We start from the raw sequence: 22,382 nt of genomic DNA, 5'->3' as shown, positions 1-22,382 counted from the left end.
GAATTTGGCACTCACTCAAAGGCGAATTGAAGAAAGCGAATGAAAATTCTACCTTCATCTGAATATGATCAAATTCTAAAATACAGTGTCTACTGGCTCGTCATTTCGATTGTGATTGGAGTCGTTGCAGGGTTGGCATCGACTTTAATTTTTGTGGCTTTTGATATTTCAAATAAAGTGAGAAGCCTGCATCACTGGCTTATTTATTTCTTGCCTTTTGTGGGTTTTGGTATTGGTTATCTCATTAAAAAATATGGTTCACCGATTGAACGCGGAACTCATTTACTCATAGATGAAATTCACCAGCCGAAGTCGTTTATTCCTAAACGAATGAGCCCTATCATTTTTATTACCTCAATTTTAACGCAGTTGTTTGGTGGTTCGGCAGGGCGAGAGGCGCCAGCAGTTCAACTTTCGGGTGCTTTAATTGACCACTTAAGCCATATATTAAAAATCTCGGAAGATAACCGAAAAATTTGCTTAATCGCCAGTATTGGCGCGGGCTTTGCGGGGGTATTTGGCTTGCCTCTGGCAGGTGCAATCTATGGTTTAGAAATTACTGCCTTAGGTAATTTAAGATACTCAGCCATTTTTCCATGTTTTGTGTCGGCGCTGATTGCTTCGGCCATCCCTGAGCTATTCGAAATTGTTCATCCGCATGTTTTTTATGTAATTAGCGAGTTTCCAGCCATTCATTTTGGAACGCTCATGAGCCTGATTGCGGCAGGGTTGATCTTTGGTTTAGTTGCGCGTTTCTTTATTGCAGCTATTCATTTTGCGAGTGACGTTTTTTATAAATATGTTCGGTATTTGCCTTTAAGAACGATGGTGGGCGGTATTGTCATTATGCTACTTACTTTGTTCACTGCGCATCAGCAATACAATGGTTTGGGTACCGATAAAATTATTTCATCTTTTTATGTGCCGATTGAGTTCTACGACTTTTTTAACAAGACCATTTTTACCGCTATCACTTTAGGTTCAGGCTTTAAAGGTGGTGAAATTACGCCGTTGTTTTATGTAGGCGCGACATTAGGTAATGCTTTAGGCGCAGTTTTAAACCTACCAATTTCATTGCTTGCAGGATTAGGGTTAGTCAGTTTGTTTTCAGGGGCGAGTAAGGCACCATTAACGTCTATTATTTTAGCTGTTGAGCTATTTGGAATGAATGTTGCGACTTATGCGATTATTACTTGTTTGTTGGCAGCGTTGTTTTCTGGGAACTGTGGATTGTATCGCCGTAAAAAGTTGATGGATTGATTAAGGCTTTGTAAGGAGTTGAGTGGTTTTAGATTGCTTAATTCCTATTAAATCTTCTTTTTTAATAATAATGATAAAAATTAGCCTAGTAAGTAAAATACTTCTAAAAATATAAAAAGAATTGAATTTATATCTTATAAAAGAAGATGGAAATTAATTTTAATGAACAATTATTGTTTTCTAAATATTTAAATCATGGGTATACATTAATAAAAATTAAAAATATTTAAAAAATTTCCAAAATGTTTCAATTATGAATTTTTTATGACATTTATTGTTGATTATGAATGATTCATGTAGTTTTTGTTTGATTTTTTATCTATTTGGTAAATTAAAAATAATATTTTATGCAAAACAAAATTTTTTTTACTCACGCTTTTTTTCTTTTATATGGGTTAGCTACGCATGCTTATGCTATCGATGATATTTCTTTACCAGATCGTATACGTCAGGAACAACGTTTAAAAGAGCTTAATCAACAATTAGAAGCGCAAATCACTCAACTTCCACCTAAACCTGACACTACCCAATTGCAGGATTTTAAAACTATAGTTGTTCCGGAAGAGCCATGTGTTCAGGTCAAGAATATTAATTTTGATAGCAAAACGTTACAGGACCCTGAATATTATAAATTTCACTTTATGCTTCGGGCAATCTGGAACCATCCCCAGAAGATCATTGGCAAATGTATCGGTACGCAAAGCTTACATAACCTCGTTAATTTTGCCCAAAATGAGTTGATTAAAAAAGGATTTATTACCAGTCAGGTTACTGTTGACCCTCAAGATATCCAGCAAGGTTCTTTGCGACTTGGTGTGCAGATTGGGCGTTTACGTAAAATCATCGTAGAAGGTGAGCAACTCTCCTTATTACAACTTAAAGCAGCTTTACCCTTTAAAGAAGGTGATGTCCTGAATTTACAACAACTTGATCAGGGGCTAGAAAACTTAAAACGAGCTTATACGGTAGATATACAAATTTTGCCGTCAAACGAGTCTGTTCAGGAAACTCAAGGTTATAGCGATCTGGTTATTAAGTTACAGGCACATTCAAAGATCAGTTTAAATTTAGGCCTGGATAATTCAGGTAGTAAAGATACTGGTAAATACATCGGTAGCTTAGGAGTCAGTATTACCAATCCATTCTACTTAAGCGATTCTCTTTCTTTTAATTTTAGTCATTCATTAGATAACTTACATCGAGACTTAAATAAAAACTACTTTGTAAGTTATCAGCTTCCGTTAGGAAACTATGATTTCAGTACTAGCTATAGCCGTTATCAATACGAGCAAAATGTATTGGGTGCAAATAGTGTACTACGTTATCACGGCTTAAGTGAGCAGGGTAACTTGAATGTATCTCGAGTCCTTAGCCGAAGTGGGCAACATAAAACCAGTCTCTATGGCAAGCTCTACCATAAGCAAAACTCAAACTTTATTGATGATATTGAAATTGAAGTCCAACGTAGAAGAACGTCAGGCTGGAATGCCGGGATCCAACATCGGCAATATCTGGGGGATGCTGTATTAGATGCGGGTTTGGATTATCGGCATGGTACAGGCGCCTTTGATGCGTTGTTAGCACCAGAAGAACAAATTAAGGACATTGATAAAAATCCATTACCGTCAGAAGGGTATTCCCGTGCACCGATCTGGAGTGCCGATTTACGTTTTCAAATGCCATTTCAGCTTTTAGATGTGTCAGCCCAATACCGTCTGAATTGGCGTGGACAATATGCCCCACGAGTTTTAGTGCCTAATGATCGTTTTTATATCGGTGGTCGTTACAGCGTCCGAGGTTTTGATGGAGAACTGATGCTATCAGGCGATAACGGACAGTATTTACAACAGGAAATCAGCGTAAATACACAAATTCCTAATACTCAATTTTACATGGCTGTAGATCAGGGGTGGGTGAACGGTGAGAACAGTATTGCTGGGCAGCGCCATCTGATGGGGAGTGTCGTGGGGGTGCGTAGTTACCTGAACCATTTTTATATGGATGCCTTTACAGGGCGCGGTCTAATCGCTCCGCAAAGTATAAAAAAAGACTGGATATTTGGATTTAGCCTAAATACTTTTTATTAAGTTTCCTTATGAAAAAAGATTAATTTTAATTAGAGAAAACTGACTTATGAATAAAAATCTTTATCGAATTGTTTTTAACAAAGCGCGTAACATGTTTATGGCAGTTGCTGAGAATGTCAGGAGTCAGAGCAAGGCGACAGGACAATCCACATCCTCAGAAATAGTGAGTTCTGGGCAATTACTGGTACAAGAAAAATCATTTCATCAACTGTGGCATGTCAAGGCATTAGTAACAAGTATGAGCTTAATGGTACCTTTTGCTCCAGTCTATGCTGATATCATTGCAGATAGTGCAGCAAATGCTGCAAACCGAGCTGTCATTGCTGCTGGCAAGAACTCAGCAGGCACAACAGTTCCAGTGGTTAATATCCAGACTCCTAAAAATGGTATTTCCCACAATATCTATAAACAGTTTGATGTATTGGCTGAAGGCGCTGTTTTAAATAATAGCCGAACAGGAGCTATCACCAAAACGGTAGGGGGCGTGGGGGCGAACCCATTTTTAGCGACTGGTGAAGCTCGTGTCATCCTCAATGAAGTAAATTCAACAGTCGCTTCACGCTTTGAAGGGAATTTGGAAGTTGCAGGGCAAATGGCAGATGTGATTATTGCCAACCCGTCTGGTATTAATATTAAAGGCGGTGGCTTTATTAATGCCAATAAAGCAATTTTTACTACAGGTAAGCCCCAGTTAAATGCTGATGGCAGTATCAAACAGTTCACAGTTGATCAAGGAAGAATTACGGTTTCAGCAAATCCTAACTCGAAGTTTGGATTAGGGGGAAATAATAATGATGCAAACTATGTGGACCTCTATGCTCGTGCATTAGAACTTAGTGCTGAACTACGTGCCAAAAATGATATTCAGGTGATTGCCGGGGCAAATAATGTCAGTACAGATTTGCAGGATGTTACAGCTAAAACAGGTACTGGAACTGCACCGACATTGGCTGTGGATGTTAAAGCTCTAGGTGGGATGTATGCCAATAACATATATCTGATGGGTACAGAAAAGGGCTTGGGCGTTACCAATGCGGGGACACTTCAAGCAGTCAACAATCTGGTGATTACCAGTGCAGGGAAAATTGAGCATAGCGGTACTATCAGTTCAACCAGTAAAACCCAAGGTTTAGTCAGTGTGCAAACAACGGGTGTTGGTGTAGCTGCAGATATCAATTCATCAGGTAGTATCAATAGTAATGGCATGCTCAATATTGATTCAGGTAATAATCTGAATGTAAATGCTAAAGAAATTATTATTAATAATGGTAGCTTGGCTTCCTCTCCTTTAATCATCAATACTAAAGGGAATTTAAATTTAGCAGCAAATAGTCGAATTTTTAATGATGCGCAGAGTGGGGAGTTATATGTTGATGCAGCGAACATCAATCTGGCAACTAACGCAGGCATAACCAGTAATCGTGGTTCTGCTTATATTCAGTCACAAAAAGATGTGGTTGCAGCACAAGGTGCAAAATTAATAGCAGCACAAAATTTAAATGTATCTGGGCGAGGTAAGCTCTCACTAAACGAAAATCAGATACAGGCATCCTTGGGTTCAATAAACCTACAAGTAGATTCTTCAAATACAGATGGTTTAATTGATATTCGAGGTGGGACTATTTATGGGGGTAAAGATTTAAACTTATATAGTTCAGGAGATGTAAATTTACAGAATCTTGGATTTGCACTTGAAAATTCTGTAACACGAGTCAAGAACATTAATGCTCACAGTGGGCGTAACTTGGTCTGGAACAATGCAACAAAAGTTCTACCCCAGATTACAGGGAAAGTTGCATTGGATGCCGAGAATAATTTAAGTCTTTCATCACAAGGGTTCTCTAGTAAAGGTGGTATTCAGCTACAAGCAGATCAATTAACATTAAATACTGCTCTTACTTCTCAAAACAATATTAGTTTAACCGCAGAAATTGCTGATTTGGTTTTAGATAATGCATTGACTGCTCAAAATGATATTAACGTTACAGCTCTAGCGGGTAATTTAAAAACTTTCAGCTTAAAAGCTAATTCAATAGCTGGAAAGATTTCACTGCTTGCGAACAAAGATGTTAACTTATCATCTATGCAACATTTTGATTCAATGGCTTCTTATGATGTAATCACTACTGATAAAACTAATATTAACGGAGCTAAAGGCGTTGTTGTTGGTTCAACAGGTGAAGGTGCTTTAAGTATCTCAGCAACAGATATAATGGCCAATCAAGGTGATGTTCAACTTATAAGTAATAATGGCCTTAAAATCTTGGCGAATAATGATGTAAGTATGCATAATGATGATAATGGCCGATCAGTTTTAAGTCCTACGACTATTACAGCACAGAATATTAATATCAATAATAAGAAGAATGATTTAGTTGTTGATAATGGAACAAGTTTTATAGCTGCTAATGAGTTGAAAATTAATAGCGAAGGAAAATTAAATTTTAAAAATAGTATTTTAAACTCTAAAGGTAACACTGAAATATCGTCTAAAGATCATTTAACTTTGTTAGGTGTTACAGCTAATTCTGATAAGCATCTAGCCTTAAGTAGCAAGAAAAATATTTATATTAATGGTGAATATGGTACAACTACAGTTTGGACACCCTATGTTGAAAGTAATTTAACAGCCAAGGGTATTTTGTCAATGACAAGTGGCGGTAGCCACGCTGCTCAAAATACTACCTATACTGGTGGGGCAATATCATTAGAGGCTGGCAATGTTTTGACTACACCTTCTAATGCAACATTAACCTTAAATGCAGTTGATAGTGCTTTTCTCAGAAGTGATCCTGTTCTCAAAGATTTAAATGGTGATCTTACCATCCAGACCAATGGTGCTTTAACGATTGACCCAAAGATCCACACGTTGAATGCTAAAGGTGATGTCCAGCTTATTTCAAAAAATGGAGCATTAAACCTGAATGGGTATGGAGGAAAAAATGGAAATGGATCAGAGCAAGTTGTAAAAATACAAACGACTGATGGCAATATTAATTTAATTGGAACAAAAGTGCATATTAATGGAGCAAAGTTACAAGCTAGCTCCAGTAACGCTTTTATACCAAGAGATATTAACATTACAGCAACAGATGGTGATGTTGTCATTAGTGGTGTTAAGAATACGGCAGTTGATTACGTTACACAAAAACGTATTCAAGAAATTGGCATAGAACTGTCTGCTTTAGATGCGCAAATTGAACGATATAAACAAGATCAAGCTAATTATAAAGCACAAACTTTTGAGTCTATGGTGCAGCAAAGAAATATCATGTCTCAAGGTTTAGAAATGTTAAAAACCAAAGGGAAGGCAATCGAGCATTCATATGCAGAAATATTACCATGGACAAAGGCTGCGGCTATCGGTACAGGTACTCCCTATTGGGCGAAAGGTAATGTCAATATATTGTCTAATAGCGGTATCAAACTGGAGGGGACTCAAGTTGATGGACTTAGTGTATTAATAAGGGCAAAAGGACTGTTATCCCAAGATCCAGATGTTGGAAATAAAACAGAAATTTTACCCAATAATGTCGTTATACAAAAATCGCCTACCAGTATTTATATTGCTGGACTGTTAGATGAGTTTGAATATGGAGTGGCTGGAGCAAATAATTATGGGTATGCCAGTTTTAATACTCCAAGTTATATTAATGGTTCAAAATCGGTAAAAATAGAAACGCTTGGGGGAAATAATGGCTTAACAATAGTTTCTTCTTCCTTAAATGGTGGAATTGATGGAGTAAATTTAGCTGCTTCTGGAGATTTACGTTTAGAAGCAACTCAAGAAGAATTATATAAATACTCCACAAAAACTTATAAAACTGGCAATTGGTATAAACGTAAAACGGTTACAGAAACGGAAACTTATAATACCAATACACCTACACCTACTTCTATAATTTCAAATAGGGATATTAAAATCTCTTCGAATGGAAGCCTCACATTGGTATCCACAGATTTACAGAGTCATGATGGAAATATTAACTTAAATGCAGGGGGTTATTTAAGGCTCTGGACTAAACCGACAAGCCAGTTCAGTCAAATTGACGTGTCCAAAAAGTCTAAGCTTTTTGGGGTGAAATATAATACAAGTACAGTGAGTTCAACTCGTTCTGTTGAATCTGAGTTGCCAGCTGTATTGGTTGCTCAGCGAAATACCAATTTAAGTTCAGGAAATACCACATGGATTAGAGGATCCGAGTTTGAAAATAAACTTGGTCATGCTGAAATTAAAGCTGGTGTTGGTGAAAATGCAGTTGAGGGGGCGCAAATTATTCTACAAGATATTGTTACTAAGATAACCGAAACTAAAAAAAGAGATTCTAACTCAGTTGTCTGGCAATCTATGCAGGATAAAGGCTCTATTACAGAAACAGCCAAACTTCCAAGTTTTAATGGTCCCACACCACCGATCTTTAAAGCCACTGGTGGGCTGAGCGTACAAATACCGATAAGCGAAAAAGATGCCAATAAAATAGTACTTCGGGATGAAATTTTAAAATTAGCAAACCAATCTGGAAATACTTACCTTAAAGATTTAGTCAATCGTAATGATGTGGATTGGCAGAAGGTTCTCCTTACTCAAAAGGATTGGGATTATAAATCACAAGGTTTAACTGGAGCAGGGGCAGCGATTATTGCTATTATCGTCGTAGCAGCAACTGCTGGAGCGGGGGCGACAGTAGTCGGTGCACTAGGTGGAACAGCATCGACTCTAGGTGGCTCTGCTGTTGCAATGAGTCAAGCAGCAATTACGACTATAGCTTCTCAGGCTAGTATCAGTTTGATCAATAATGGGGGAGATATTGGTAAAACTCTAAACGATTTGGGTAGTAAAGAGTCGATCCGAAATTTAGCAGCAAGTGTTGTAACTGCTGGATTATTAAGTCAGGTAAGTACGGCATTGAATCTTAAACCTGATAGTACTTTATTTCCTGATCGTTTAATGAATAATTTTACCACCTCTGTAGGATCCACCTTGGTACAAACTGCCATTAATGGTGGGAATCTTGGCGATAATTTACAGGTTGCTTTACTAGCAGGTCTAGCGGGGGCATTACAAGGAGAGTTAGCTAGTCAGATTGGAACAAGTTTAGATAAAGTTGATCCGAATATATTTGAATATACAATTCATAAAATTGCTCACGCCGCTGTTGGATGTGCAACAGCAGCTGCAACGAAGTCTAGCTGTGAGGCAGGTGCGATTGGCGCTGGCGTAGGTGAAATAGTGGCAGGGTTAATGCCAGAACCAGCCAATGGTATTGAATATACTGATGCAGAAAAACTAAAAATCCGGAATATTGGTAAATTAGTTTCTGGAACGGTTGCAGCATATACAGGTTATGATGTTAATACTGCTGCGAACAGTGCTGATACTGCAATCCAGAATAACTCTTTAGTTCGATTAGCAACAACTACAGGCAAAGTTTTAGTGAAAACTTTGGATAAATATAATGCTTTAAGAAAAACAGGGAAACAAGTCACAAAAGATGACATCGTAGCATCCTTAAAGGAGCAGAGTGCTGATGAGCTAATAGGTATTGCTGATGATTTATTGACTGTATTTGGCCGAAGCACCTCTCCATTTGATCGGGCAATGGCTGCAATAGATTTGGTTGTTGGCACTGATTTAAAACCAGGCAAGGGAGAGTCATTAAAACTTGCAAAGAGTGAGCTAGATAAATTAAAAATAGATCGCTCTTATGTTCAAACAGTTTATCAAAATAGAGTAGATGTTGTTACACGCAATAGGATGAATGGAAAGGAGTTTGAAACCAGTGTTGCAAGTAAATTGGGAGTAAAGCGAAATACCGATCGACAAATGATTACTATAAAAACAGAGAGAGATGGGCAAATTAATATTATTCCAGATGCATTCGGTAATGGCGGCACATTAGTTGAGTTCAAGAATGTTCAATATCTTACAGATACTAAACAGCTTAGAGGCTATGCTGCAACAGGAAAACCAGTTAGTTTGGTTGTGAATATGAACACAAAAATATCCGAAACAGTAAAGAATAATATTTTATCTAATAAGGGAACAATTCAAAGATTTGATCCTATTAAACAGACACTCCACCCATATTAGGAAATTATCAAATGAAGTTTAAACGCCCTATTCATAGTAAAATTTTTACTCCAAATATGTTGAGAGAGCCCCAAGATTTTTTTAAAAGAGTACATAATTACTGTAACTTTTTCCCAGAAATGCTTCCAGAGAAGTGTGGTTTTTGGGAACCATTAAAAACCCCATTTTCACCTGAGATAATAGAAAAATTAGTTCCTAATGACAAAGGGGGAGCCGCTGATCGATTATTGTGCCAACGTTTAAAAAAGCCTCGTTATCAAGGAAGTTTTTGGCCTTCATTGCATGGAGAGACGCATAGTGAGGAATATCTTACCTCAGAGTTTACTCAAATTGATCAGCATAAATTGATAAATTATCTGAAAACTACTACCTTACAATTTAATGCGGACTTAGCAATTATTGATGCAAATCGTCATTCGGAACCACAGTTAGGAATTAAAGAAGGATGGCGTGGGGTAACACCTTTTTCCCATGAACTAAAACATTGGTTACCAGATATGTATTGGGGAACGGTATTTGGTAAACCTTATGTCGATTTATTTGGCTTAGAGTGTTTATTGTCTACCCCCGCGTATAAAGTAGAAAAGTTATCAGATGATGCTGTTTACATTCAATTAACTGAGCAAGTACAAGATATATTTGAAAAAACAGAACATGTGGATGAACAGCGTGAAATAGTTAAACATCATTTGGGTTCTGATGCCTTTTGGTCACCAGAAAAGGCTTATGTAATAAACACGGATTATAGAGTTTTAAAAGGCTTATCTGAACATAATGTAATTCATATTCCTTTGCAGACTAATTATACTGATGTCTTCCGTGTGCCTCATTTTAATTTAATATCAGATGCTTATATGCAAGCAGAAGTACCGCCGGAAAATATTTATACATATTTGAAGGAAATAAAGGAATTTGGTACCGATCAATGGATTATTCAATTGTCTCAAGCATGGTTATTACGCATGTTTGATCCTATAGCACTTGGTTATGGTGTTGAGGATGTTTATAGTCATGGTGAGGTAAGTGAAATAGAGTTTTTTTATAAACCAGATGGATATGACGCTCCTATAGAAAAGGAACTATTTATTGGAGCGTGGGATCGACCAGAGCAAGAAACAATGAGCCGTCAGAAGTATGCTGAATCCATACTTCATGTATTAGCTAGTAATTACCCATTAGCGCAATCAGAATGGTCAAATGTAGAAAGTAAAGTTGATCATTTTGAGGAATATTCAGAAGTTTATTTAGACCAAATCGATCAACAAGAGTTTAATTTGTTTCGTATAGCAATTAAAGTAATTGTATTTGAGCGGTTTTTTGTTAAGGTCACTTTCATGGATTATTGGTGTAATGACTTGAGTGAATCTCAAGAAATTTCTAACCCAATTTTTAACTCGTTTAAAGTGAAGTAATATTTAGAAATAAATTTTATTGTTTTATATAAGGGGGGGCTAAACCCTCCTTATTAGTTAAAATATTTAATTATTAAAATTGAATATTAAAGTAAAAACGGGAGAACTTCTTATTTCTAGATTTTTAGTTATTTAATAGATAAAACCTAAATAATTGTTAGCCTCCTTATAAAACTATTTTTTATACAATGAGTAATTAAATATAGAAATATTAGAAGACTATCATTTATTGAAAATAGACTATTGAATTATATTGTCTGTAAATTTAAGATAAATATATAAATATTAATTTAAATAAGAAATAAATAACAAAGAAACTATTTTATTTCCCCTTACTTTTTAATGATCTATTTTAAAACAAATGTCATTTCCTACGCTTGACGCCAACAAAAGCGAATACTATCCTTTGCGTGCTGGCCTACATTGCCAGTCGGTTTTAGCAGACCGTTTTCATCTAGATCATCAAAAAAGTAATTTTTTGGTGGTGAACTCGTTCGTCTCCCTTCGTAGCGGTAGGACGGAGGAGGGACGCCTTCGGGCGTGCCAGTTCCTAGATGACTGGTCTGCTAACCCTTCTTCGTTCTGCCACCATAATCATTTAGCAGTGATCTGGTAGAGCTTCTATTTCATCTAGGAGTCCGCTATGCGTACTAATTCTTCTCAATTTTTGGCCTTTGCCAAAATCTCTCTATTTATACCGTTTAAATACTTTCTAAATCGGTTTAATCGACTCTAGGTTTTTACACCTAAACATCGTTACGACTAAAAAATCATAGCAACAATAAACCCGAGATAGGCGAGCACATCTTTATTGTGCGGCTTTTGCATGCCCGTTTTTAGCACTCAATTTAAGAGTGACGGTATTTCTATCTCTTTTACATACAACAAAAAATTATTTTAAACGGTATAACTATGCCAAATTTAGAAGCTTCATTTAGAGCACTTAGAGTGCTTCATACAGCAAAAGATTTATTTAACCTATATGGATTTCATAAAGTCGGTATTGACCGAATTATTGCCGAATCTAAGATGACCAAAGCCACGTTTTATAACCATTTTCATTCAAAAGAAAGGCTCATTGAAATGTGCTTAACCTTTCAAAAAGATGGGTTAAAAGAAGAGGTATTTTCTATTATTCATTCTTATCGTGAACTTATGGTGTTTGATAAGCTGAGAAAAATATTTTATCTCCATGCCAACCTCGAAGGGCTGTACCGTTTGCCTTTTAAGGCCATTTTTGAAATTGAAAAGTTTTATCCCACTGCCTATAAAGTGGTGGTTGATTATAGAAACTGGTTATTGACTCAAATACATGGCCTACTTTTAACCGTCAAATCCACAGCTTTAATGGAAGATGCTCACATGTTTTTGTTTTTGATTGATGGGGCAATGGTTCAGCTTTTAAGTAAAGAGGAAACAGATGAACGAGATAAATTATTAGATTATTTTTTAAGAAAGCTGTCTGAGTGTTAAGTTTAGAAACAGTAAAATAAAAAAGCCCATCACTGGGCTTTTTTAGTGGGTATGAGGCTATTAAAACTTAAGTTTTTTAAGGCCACGACTCACGCCATTTTGTAAAGCCGCTTTAATAATTGGGCCAATAAAAGGAACGCGACCTTTAAAGCTAATGGTGTAATTTAAACGAGTTCGGTTATTTCCCAAGTCAGTAAATTGCATCACACCACGGTGTGCCTTAATTGGGCTAATGCCGCTTGTAATTGCGTACTCGATCAGTTCATTTTCTTTGTAGACTAAATTTGTTTCAACAAATGAAGGTGTAAACGGAATAGACATCTTGCGTGCAGAGCCAACGCCGTTACGTGCATCCTTTCCATTACTAATGCGAGTGACTTTAGCAGGGGCAAAAAGTTTACTTAGATTTTCGTGTTCACTTAAGGCGGCAAAGACCTTGTCTACGGGTGCATCAAATTCTTGTACGATGTTGATTTTTTGAGTTTTTAACATCTTGTTCCCTCTAAAGTAAATTTGACATGAGTAATTGTCAGAATTTGGATATTAGCATGCTTTTCACTAGGGTGGAATTCTAGTTCGTCGGCGTGATTTCATCTCTATATTGCACGTTTTTTGGTAGGAGTGGAGCCTTAACTCATTTGCATTTAAGCAATATGCCTTACGTGAAAAATAACAATCGTTGCAAACCGTAAAGAAAGCCTCCTCATAATCAAATGACAATTATAGGAAATAGAGGAATAACAAATGCGCGCTCTTACTTACCACGGTGCAGAAGACGTTCGAGTAGAAACGGTTGCAGATCCGATTATTCAAGAACCAGATGACATTATTTTACGTGTGACTGCCACAGCGATATGTGGGTCCGACTTACATTTATATCGAGGCAAAATCCCAAAGACTGAACATGGCGATATCTTTGGTCATGAGTTCATGGGCATTGTTGAAGAGGTTCCAGCCGTCACCGCAGTCAAAAAGGGCGACCGTGTGATTGTGCCATTTGTGATTGCCTGTGGTGAATGTTTCTTTTGCCAACTCGACTTAACTGCTGCATGTGAGACCACCAATACAGGGCGCGGCGCGATTATCAATAAAAAGCAGATTCCACCGGGTGCAGCTTTATTTGGCTATAGCCATTTATATGGGGGTGTACCGGGCGGGCAAGCAGAATATGTTCGCGTGCCAAAAGCCAATAAAGGACCTTTTAAAGTACCCGGCTCACTGTCAGATGAAAAAGTGCTTTTCTTGACCGATATTTTGCCTACGGCTTGGCAGGCAGTGAATAATGCCCAAGTGAAACGTGGCTCAACCGTTGCAATTTATGGTGCTGGTCCAGTCGGGCTATTAAGTGCTGCTTGTGCCAAGATGCTTGGCGCTGAAAAAATATTTATGGTCGATCACAATGAATATCGATTGAACTATGCGGCGGCAACCTATGACGCTATTCCGGTTAATTTTGATGAAGTCGATGCAGCCGAATTTATTATTCAAAATACTGACAATTATCGCGGTGTCGATGCTGTGATTGATGCGATTGGTTTCGAGGCAAAAGGCAGTGTGATTGAAACAGTCCTGACCAATTTAAAACTTGAAGGTTCAAGTGGCGCAGCGCTTCGTCAATGTATAGCCGCGGTTCGCCGTGGTGGAGTAGTCAGCGTACCAGGTGTCTATGCAGGCCCGATTCATGGTTTTTTATTTGGTGATGCTTTTGATAAAGGGCTAACTTTTAAAATGGGCCAAACTCATGTGCATCAATATTTACCGCAACTCTTAGAATTGATTGAGCGTGGTGAATTAACACCTGAAACGATTATTACCCACCGAATGAAATTAGAAGATGCCGCAGAAGGTTATCGCATTTTTAATGAAAGAGAAGAGGACTGCCGTAAGGTGATTCTGCTTCCTTAAAAATCTCAGCCTTATAATTTCACTCTAGAGCCTCTTAATAAAAGGGGCTTTTTTTATTTTCAAGATGCACAATTTTGAATGCAGTTTTTTATTTTTGAACTTAAATCGCACCTAAACGGCTCAAGTTTAGTATTACTTTTCACCAAAAACGTAATACTAAGCTGGCATGTCCTTTGCATAGTCATAACCAATCAAAAGTGATCTAGGGTTCCGATACTTTATGTATGACTGGACCGAGAGTTCACGGTTCCTAGCGAACTACACGGAGGGATAAAAGCCCGGGAGGAAGTCTAAAACTATCCGACAGGAGTAGCTATGAACACTGCAAGTTATCATAACAATCAGGCGATTTGGACCGAACTTTTACCCAGCGGACATCACTGGTCGGGTCGTATTCAAAAAGGAACTATTCTTAGATTTACATCGCTTGGCGCTCAGGCAAATGTTTCTTTGTTTTGTGTAAATGCTGCCGATGTGCTTGAACGTTTCAACATGCCCGACAGTTTAAAAGGGCAACACACTGCCTATTTAAAAGCTTCCAACGTATTGTACTCAGACCTTGGCCGTGTCATGGCTTCCATTGTTCATGATGATCATGGTTGGAATGATGCACTTTGTGGCCCAAGCCGACCAGAACAAATTGAAAAGCAATTCGGTACGCGTACATTTCAAGATGCCCGCAATGATATGTACCAAAATGGCTTAGACAGCTTATTGATTGAAATGTGTAAATACGGGCTTGCCAGCCAAGACCTGAGTGCCACCGTTAATCTATTTTCTAAAGTTGCACCAGATGAAAACGGTGCTTTGTCTTATGTCAGTTCTGACAACACCAATCAAAGCATTGAACTGCGCTTTGAAATGGACTGCTTAGTATTTTTATCTGCTGCGCCGCATGGTTTAGACACCAGCCCAAGCTATCAACCTGCCGATATTCAACTCAGTTTATTTAAAGCCAATTCTCTAACAGACAGCGATATTTGTCGTGATGCATGTTCGCAAAATCAGCGTGCGTTCCAAAACACAGCCCGCTACTACGCACTTAGCAATATTTAAATCAGGAGAAGCATCATGACAGTTTTACAATCATTTGAAAAAGCAGTTTTAAATGAAGTTTGTCCTGCTGGCGAAGCGTGGATGTGCGAGGTTAAAAAGGGCCAATATTTTCGAATTATTGACCTTGAGGGAAACCAAGCAGTCGATACTTTATTTATGAGTGCAGAAAACCCGACTGAGCGTTATAGCGCAATGGATACCTTGGCTATCAACCAACAAATCTATTTAGAAAAGGGCACTAAACTCTATAGTAACTTGGGTCGTCCAATTGCGGTTATTCATGATGATAACTGTGGGCGTCATGACACCATTGGCGGTGCTTGCTCATGTGAAAGTAATACAGTTCGCTATGCACATGAAACGTACCCTATGCATAGTTGCCGTAACAACTTTATGTATGCCTTGGCAAAACACCCGATTGCAAAAAAGCATGGCTTAAATGTCCGTCACATCGGCCCAAACATTAACTTCTTTATGAATGTGCCTGTTACACCAGACGGTCAGCTTAAATTTGATGATGGAATTTCAGGTCCGGGAAAATATGTAGAAGTTCGGGCGGAAATGGATTTGATTGTTTTAATTTCAAATTGTCCGCAGCTCAATAACCCATGTAATGCCTATAACCCAACCAAAATTCAACTGGTTGTCCGTGAAGCGGAAGGGGTGTAAGCATGTTTAAAAAAGTTCTGATTGCTAACCGCGGTGCAATTGCCTGTCGCGTAATTCGTACCCTTAAAAAACTCGGGATCGCTTCGGTAGCAGTTTACTCCGAAGCCGACCGTGACTCGTTACATGTGACTTTGGCCGATGAAGCTTTCTTGATTGGTCCCGCACCTGCCCATCAAAGTTATTTAAATATTGAAAAAATCCTTGAGGTTGCTAAACAGTCGGGAGCAGAAGCCATTCATCCCGGTTATGGTTTTTTGGCTGAAAATGCCGAGTTTTGTGATTTGTGCGAAAGCCAAGGAATTGCCTTTATTGGGCCAACTTCAAGCCAAATGCTCGATTTTGGTTTAAAACATACTGCACGTGAGCTGGCTATTAAAAGCAATGTACCTTTACTTCCGGGCAGTTCGCTACTTGCCGATGAAGCTGAGGCCTTAACTGAAGCGGTCCATATTGGTTATCCAGTCATGCTGAAAAGTACCGCGGGCGGTGGTGGTATTGGCATGCGTTTGGTCTGGAATGAAACAGAGTTAAAAGATGCCTATCAAACAGTGTCTTATTTAGCGCAGGTCAATTTTAAAGATGCAGGTTTATATTTAGAAAAATTTGTACAACATGCACGCCATATCGAAGTGCAAATTTTTGGTGATGGGAAAGGGCAAGTTTTAGCGTTGGGTGAGCGTGATTGTTCGGTACAACGCCGTAATCAGAAAGTCATTGAAGAAACACCCGCGCCACATTTAAATGAACAGCAACGCGACTACCTTCAAAAAGTTGCGATTCAACTCATGCAGTCGGTGAACTACCGCTCGGCAGGCACGGTTGAGTTTGTCATGGACACCGAAACGCAAGAATTTTATTTCTTAGAGGTCAACACGCGTTTGCAAGTCGAGCACGGCGTGACCGAGCAGGTATTTGGTGTCGATTTAGTCGAGTGGATGGTTACTTTGGCAAGCGGTGACTGGTCAGCACCAACAGAAAAGTTAGAGCCAACAGGACATTCCATTCAAGTTCGTCTTTATGCCGAAGACCCAATTAAACAGTTCCAGCCGAGTGCAGGCCTGCTTACACATGTTAAATTTGACCCGCAAGCCCGAGTAGAAACATGGGTTGAAACAGGTTCAACGGTGTCGTCTTTTTATGACCCAATGATTGCCAAAATTATTGTAACTGCTGCAACACGGGACCAAGCCATACAGGCAATGAGCGCTAGTCTTGCCAACACGCAAGTCGCAGGCATTGAAACCAATTTAGAATATTTACAAAACATTATTGCTTGCGATGTGTTTGCTTTGGGTACTCAAACCACCCGATTTTTAAATACGTTTGAATGGAAAACTCAAAAAATTGAGGTGTTGCAGGCTGGTATTCAAACTGCCACAAGACGTAACAGGGCGATTAGGTTATTGGGATGTTGGTGTGCCGCCATCAGGTGCGATTGATCCACTCAGTTTAACTGTGGCAAACCAGCTTCTAGCCAATGAGCCAAATACCGCAGGGCTTGAATGTACCTTGCAAGGGCCAACTTTAAAGTTTCACTGCGACAGCCAAATTGTCATTACAGGCGGTGACATGCCTTCAAAACTTGATGGCGAACTTGTGCCGATGTGGCAAACCGTCAATGTAAAAAAAGGCCAAGTTTTAAAATGTGGGATTATCCGTTCAGGTTGCCGTAGCTATATAGGAAAGGTGGTTTCGATGTTCCTGAGTATTTAGGGTCACAGGCGACTTTCACTTTAGGGCAGTTTGGTGGGCATGCAGGCCGTAATTTATTAATTGGCGATATGCTGCCGATTACTGAATATTCCGCTCAGACGACCACAGCTTTAGCTCAAGCGCAAATTCCTAGCTTTACCCAAAACTGGGAAATTGCCGTGATGTATGGCCCACATGGCGCACCAGATTTTTTCATCAAACAAGATATTGATACGTTCTTTGCCAATGAGTTCGAAATTCACTACAACTCAAGCCGGACAGGCATTCGTTTAATTGGCCCAAAACCAGAGTGGGCACGTGAAGACGGTGGTGAGGCAGGCTTACATCCTTCCAATATTCACGACAATGCTTATGCTATTGGCGCAATTGATTTTACTGGCGATATGCCAATTATTTTGGGTCCAGATGGTCCAAGCTTAGGCGGCTTTGTTTGCCCTGCGGTAGTCATTCATTCCGAACTTTGGAAAATCGGGCAGCTAAAAGCAGGCGATAAGGTCAAATTTGTACCCGTGAGTTATGCGCAAGCAAAAGTACTCGATCAAAAATATCATCAAAGTTTAACCGCGACTGATACAACTCAGATCGATTTTAATCCAGCTATTCAAGCAGAACATGACACTTTAAAAGATGCGGTTTTAGCAACTTTAGAAGGTGAAGCTGACTTACCAAGCGTGACCTATCGACCAGCAGGAAATAGCTATTTGTTGGTGGAATATGGCGAGTTAGTACTCGACCTAAACTTACGTTTCCGTATTCATGCACTCATGCAATGGGTCAAAGATCAAAACATTCAGGGTATTATTGACTTAACACCAGGTATTCGTTCACTACAAATTCACTTTGATTCAATCCAGCTTGATCAACTGGAGCTTCTACAGAAACTTCAACAGGCAGAAGCCGAATTACCCGATATTCAAAATATGCAGGTGCCTTCACGGACTGTCTATTTACCTTTGGCTTGGGAAGATTCGCAAACTCAACTTGCTACCGAACGCTACACACAAATTGTTCGTCCAGATGCGCCATGGTGCCCAGATAACGTCGAGTTTATACGCCGTATTAATGGCTTAGCTTCAAAGCAAGCGGTTAAAGATGTTGTCTATAGTGCAAACTATTTAGTGATGGGTTTAGGCGATGTGTATTTAGGTGCACCCGTTGCAACGCCACTCGATCCACGCCAACGTTTAGTGACCACAAAATATAACCCTGCGCGAACTTGGACACCTGAAAATGCGGTCGGCATTGGTGGGGCTTATATGTGTGTGTATGGTATGGAAGGGCCGGGTGGTTACCAGTTTGTTGGTCGCACGACCCAAATGTGGAGCCGTTACCGTAAAAATGCCAACTTCGAAGAAGGTAAACCGTGGTTACTGCGCTTTTTTGACCAAGTTAAGTTTTATGAAGTTTCTGAGAATGAACTTCTACAAATGCGTGAAGACTTTAAGGCGGGCCGACTACAACTTCGTATTGAAGATGGTGTGCTTAACTTAAAAGAATACAACGAGTTTTTAAAAACACATCAAGACAGCATTCAAGCCTTTAAAGACATGCAACAAGCTAACTTTGAGGCTGAGCGCCGCCGTTGGCACGAAGCGGGCTTACAAGAATATATCTCTGAAAGCCTAGATACTGTTGATGAAGGTGAAACCGTGGTTATTCCTGAAGGAGGCTGTGCAGTCGAATCGCACATGCCGGGGTCAATCTGGAAAATCGAATGTGCATCAGGAGATATTGTTGAAGAAGGTGCAACTCTTGCAGTGATTGAGGCAATGAAAATTGAAATTCCAATTATTGCGCCGGAACGCATGAAAGTAGAAACCATTACCATTGAAAAAGGGCAAACCGTAAAAACAGGACAAGTGCTATTTACTTTGGCACCAGTCGCTTAAACCAAAAGAGAGCATCGATATTGATGCTCTCTTTTTTATTATGCTTCGGTTAAATGTTTTAATACTTTATGGCTATGTTCAACAGCTTCTAATTTAATTTTTGACTCTGGGTTACCGGATAAAGGCGATACGTCATAAAGCAAAAATGTGCCGCTTAACTGCATTTGCGTATATTGAATTGAATGTTGAACCGCTTTTAAAAAGCTATCGATTAAGTTTTCTTGGTCGTTCACCATGTTCGCTTCTTTTTGCCCGACCGTCATACTAATAATGACTTTTTTGTCTTTTAATTTATCGCCTTGAGAGCCATAAGCAAACTGATAAGTAAAAACTTCATCAAACCATAACTTCAAAATTGCCGGCATATTAAACCAGAACATTGGATATTGCAGAATGATGGTGTCGTGGCGTAACAACGCTTCTTGTTCAGCACTCACGTCAATTTTATAGTCTGGATAAAGCTGGAAAATATCTCGCACTTCAAGGTCCGGATAGGTTTTTATAAGTGCATTCACTATCGTTTTATTTGCAATTGATTGAGCGTAGTAGGGATGAGCTAAAATCAGTAAAGCCATGAGAGTGCCTTTAAACTATAAAAATAATAGTCACTATAATTTTTATAGTATGGGCGTACAATAACTATCAAAGTTGATAGGTAGCGTTTAAAAATGGCAAAAACTGAAAATAAATGTGAAGTTACGGTAAATGGAAAAACGTATCCATGCCATATCAGTATGGCTATGGATATAGTCGGTGGAAAATGGAAATGTGTGATTTTGTATTATCTAAAAGATGGGCCAAAACGCTTTAATGAAATCAATCAATTAATGCCAACTATCACAGAAATGACTTTAAGCCTTCAACTCAAGCAATTAGAGCAAAGTGGCTTAATCTCTCGAACCGTTTATGGTGAAAAAGCACCGATTAAGGTGGTTTATGAAATGACCGAACTAGGCCAGTCTTTTAAACCTGTTTTAAAGTCTTTATCGGTATGGGCGCATACGATGATTCAGCAGTCATAAGATTAAAGACAAAATTAAATTATGGAATAGATTCGACTCCATGAATGATATTTAATATGATACTTCAAGAACAAAAATGGAATTATTATGAAAAGAATTTTATTACTAACATTTATGTTTTTTTATTTACTTACTCCGACTTATGCTCAAGAAGTAAAATATAAAAATATTGTAGTTAACCTAAAAGATCAGTGGGATATTAGCAAAGGGAAAAATGAAGAGTTAATTGCAATAAAACAAGCGAGTAAACAGGCAATTATAATTTCAATATATTATCCTAAAGGTATAGAAGAGGGTATGCAATATCTGGTTGCTTCTCTACAAATTCCTAAACAAGGACTAGTCAAAATGAAAGGGGTAACATTAGTTAATGAGGATATTAATATTCCATTGAGTAATGGTATGAATTATCAAGCTAATGTATTTACAACCAACTTTGATAAACGTTTTCTTATTAGTGCTTCATCAGGTACTAATGCTGGAGTTATCTTAGTGACATATGAAGGTGAAGGTAATGATACAAATAAAGCGATTAATGATTTTAAAAGTTTAATAAATAATATAAAGATAGAGGCTCCTAAAGATGGATTCCTTTTTAATCAGAATGATTTATTGAAACATAACTAAGGATTAAAAGAGATAGCCCCATCCCTGTGCATGGGGCTTTTTCTTGCCCAAAAATCACTCATAAATTCCTACCAAGCCCATCAAAACCACGCTTAAAAACTGGCACATTTTCTGCATCTCTTATTAGTAATACAAAAACTGAATTTGGTAATACCAAGCTAGAGGTGTGATATGAACGATGTAAAACCTGTGGTTCAACCAAAGCAAACTTTAAAAGCCTTTTTAGTCGAATTACTCAGCGTACGCGCAGGCGTATATATCAAACAAAACAATCAGCTGCCTAAAACAAAAGGATAAGACTGTGGCAAAACAAAAGCTTGCTCGAATCAGTATTACCGTACCTGAATCGACCCTCAACGCGCTCGACCAAAAAATTGTCGAGCAGAACTATGAAAGTCGCTCGCAAGCCATTGTCGACATGATTAATAAACACCTGATTGCAGAGCAAGCACAGGCCAATGAAGTCATGGTGGGCACATTGACGCTGCTTTATGACGCTTGCCAAATGACCTTGCGTAATCAATTGGTTGATTTACAACAACAGTTTTTAGCACAGGTGATTAGTTCACTTCATATTCAGCTCGACCAACAAAAGATATTGCAAGTCATGTTAATGCAGGGCGCGAGTTCTGAGCTTAGACAAATTAGCCAGCAATTTATTGTGCTGAAAGGGGTAATCAAAGGACATCTAGAACTGATGGATGCCGTCATGCCGCCTATACAGCAAAATGACTAAATGAGGAGTAGCGTGTTGAAAAATTTATGGACAATTCAAGACTGGAAAACAGCATATCAAAACGGGCAAATCTATCTTGAAGATTTGATTAGTTACGTTGCAGAAACTAAAAATGATGACCATGCATGGATTGAAATTGCATCGAACGAGCAGATTCAATCGCAAATTGATATTTTAAAAGACCAGAATATTGCTGACTTACCACTATACGGTGTGCCATTTGCAGTTAAAGATAATATAGATGTTGCTGGATTTCACACTACTGCTGCCTGTAAAGAGATTCAATATTTAGCGACACAAGATGCTGCCGTAGTTGCCAAGCTAAAAAAAGCAGGGGCGATTGTGGTTGGTAAAACCAACCTCGATCAGTTTGCAACGGGGCTGGTTGGTGTTCGCTCTCCATACGGTGCAGTAAAAAATAGTTTTAACCCTGAATATATTA

The 22,382-nt window shown here is 38.6% G+C and carries 15 protein-coding genes, 1 pseudogene and 1 riboswitch; of the genes and pseudogenes, 14 read left to right on the top strand and 2 right to left on the bottom strand.

The genetic code is table 11. The features are described 5' to 3' along the window. The first annotated feature begins 39 nt into the window (after positions 1 to 39). From C1642_RS10980 to C1642_RS10955, 5 genes are all read left to right on the top strand, one after another. Positions 40 to 1,260: a chloride channel protein gene (locus tag C1642_RS10980; RefSeq protein WP_000698630.1), complete on the top strand. Its 1,221-nt coding sequence runs from the start codon at positions 40 to 42 to the stop codon at positions 1,258 to 1,260. Between the two features lie 347 nt (positions 1,261 to 1,607). Then, complete coding sequence (locus C1642_RS10975) at positions 1,608 to 3,347, top strand: ShlB/FhaC/HecB family hemolysin secretion/activation protein (RefSeq protein WP_103236332.1); 1,740 nt, start codon at positions 1,608 to 1,610, stop codon at positions 3,345 to 3,347. 46 nt (positions 3,348 to 3,393) lie between these two features. Further along, positions 3,394 to 9,438, top strand: coding sequence for a DUF637 domain-containing protein (locus C1642_RS10970; RefSeq protein WP_103236331.1), 6,045 nt, complete (start codon positions 3,394 to 3,396; stop codon positions 9,436 to 9,438). Positions 9,439 to 9,449: 11 nt separating this feature from the next. Continuing rightward, positions 9,450 to 10,850: a hypothetical protein gene (locus C1642_RS10965; RefSeq protein ID WP_103236330.1), complete on the top strand. Its 1,401-nt coding sequence runs from the start codon at positions 9,450 to 9,452 to the stop codon at positions 10,848 to 10,850. A 912-nt stretch (positions 10,851 to 11,762) separates the two neighbouring features. Then, positions 11,763 to 12,323 (top strand): TetR/AcrR family transcriptional regulator, encoded by a 561-nt coding sequence (locus C1642_RS10955; RefSeq protein WP_103236329.1) that lies wholly within the window; start codon positions 11,763 to 11,765, stop codon positions 12,321 to 12,323. 60 nt (positions 12,324 to 12,383) lie between these two features. On the opposite strand, the gene C1642_RS10950 is transcribed toward C1642_RS10955, so the two are convergent. Further along, complete coding sequence (locus C1642_RS10950; RefSeq protein ID WP_000921226.1) at positions 12,384 to 12,815, bottom strand: SRPBCC family protein; 432 nt, start codon at positions 12,813 to 12,815, stop codon at positions 12,384 to 12,386. A 252-nt stretch (positions 12,816 to 13,067) separates the two neighbouring features. On the opposite strand from C1642_RS10950, the gene C1642_RS10945 reads away from it, so the two are divergent. The 4 genes and pseudogenes from C1642_RS10945 (at position 13,068) to uca (ending at position 19,555) form a co-directional block, all read left to right on the top strand. Next, positions 13,068 to 14,228, top strand: a complete 1,161-nt coding sequence (locus tag C1642_RS10945; RefSeq protein WP_103236328.1) for a zinc-dependent alcohol dehydrogenase — start codon at positions 13,068 to 13,070, stop codon at positions 14,226 to 14,228. A 191-nt stretch (positions 14,229 to 14,419) separates the two neighbouring features. Next, positions 14,420 to 14,515, top strand: a riboswitch (guanidine-I (ykkC/yxkD leader). Between the two features lie 28 nt (positions 14,516 to 14,543). Then, the gene (locus tag C1642_RS10940; RefSeq protein ID WP_103236327.1) at positions 14,544 to 15,284 is read left to right on the top strand and encodes an urea amidolyase associated protein UAAP1; all 741 of its coding nucleotides are present in this window, start codon (positions 14,544 to 14,546) and stop codon (positions 15,282 to 15,284) included. 15 nt (positions 15,285 to 15,299) lie between these two features. Then, positions 15,300 to 15,953 carry an urea amidolyase associated protein UAAP2 gene (locus tag C1642_RS10935; RefSeq protein ID WP_000217385.1) on the top strand — a complete coding sequence of 218 codons (654 nt, stop codon included), beginning with the start codon at positions 15,300 to 15,302 and terminating at the stop codon, positions 15,951 to 15,953. A 2-nt stretch (positions 15,954 to 15,955) separates the two neighbouring features. Next, positions 15,956 to 19,555, top strand: a pseudogene (gene uca / locus C1642_RS10930) (urea carboxylase). 38 nt (positions 19,556 to 19,593) lie between these two features. Here uca and C1642_RS10925 read toward each other — a convergent pair. Then, entirely contained in the window at positions 19,594 to 20,130 is a 537-nt protein-coding gene (locus C1642_RS10925; protein WP_103236326.1) for an NAD(P)H-dependent oxidoreductase, read from the bottom strand. Positions 20,131 to 20,223: 93 nt separating this feature from the next. Between C1642_RS10925 and C1642_RS10920 the strand changes: the two genes are divergently transcribed. The 5 genes from C1642_RS10920 to C1642_RS10900 all read left to right on the top strand — a co-directional run. Beyond that, entirely contained in the window at positions 20,224 to 20,577 is a 354-nt protein-coding gene (locus C1642_RS10920; RefSeq protein ID WP_103236325.1) for a winged helix-turn-helix transcriptional regulator, read from the top strand. Positions 20,578 to 20,664: 87 nt separating this feature from the next. Then, positions 20,665 to 21,204 carry a hypothetical protein gene (locus C1642_RS10915; protein WP_000821713.1) on the top strand — a complete coding sequence of 180 codons (540 nt, stop codon included), beginning with the start codon at positions 20,665 to 20,667 and terminating at the stop codon, positions 21,202 to 21,204. Between the two features lie 171 nt (positions 21,205 to 21,375). After that, on the top strand, positions 21,376 to 21,501 hold the full coding sequence (locus C1642_RS10910) for a hypothetical protein (RefSeq protein WP_001000629.1): 126 nt from the start codon (positions 21,376 to 21,378) through the stop codon (positions 21,499 to 21,501). Positions 21,502 to 21,505: 4 nt separating this feature from the next. Further along, positions 21,506 to 21,940 carry a CopG family ribbon-helix-helix protein gene (locus tag C1642_RS10905; RefSeq protein WP_103236324.1) on the top strand — a complete coding sequence of 145 codons (435 nt, stop codon included), beginning with the start codon at positions 21,506 to 21,508 and terminating at the stop codon, positions 21,938 to 21,940. A 12-nt stretch (positions 21,941 to 21,952) separates the two neighbouring features. After that, positions 21,953 to 22,382: amidase family protein (locus tag C1642_RS10900; protein ID WP_265734994.1), on the top strand; the 430-nt coding region annotated here is incomplete at its 3' end.

The sequence above is a fragment of the Acinetobacter sp. AKBS16 genome, from assembly GCF_002899995.1.
Classification (GTDB): Bacteria; Pseudomonadota; Gammaproteobacteria; order Pseudomonadales; family Moraxellaceae; genus Acinetobacter; species Acinetobacter baumannii.
This window is presented reverse-complemented; position numbering and strand designations above follow the sequence as displayed.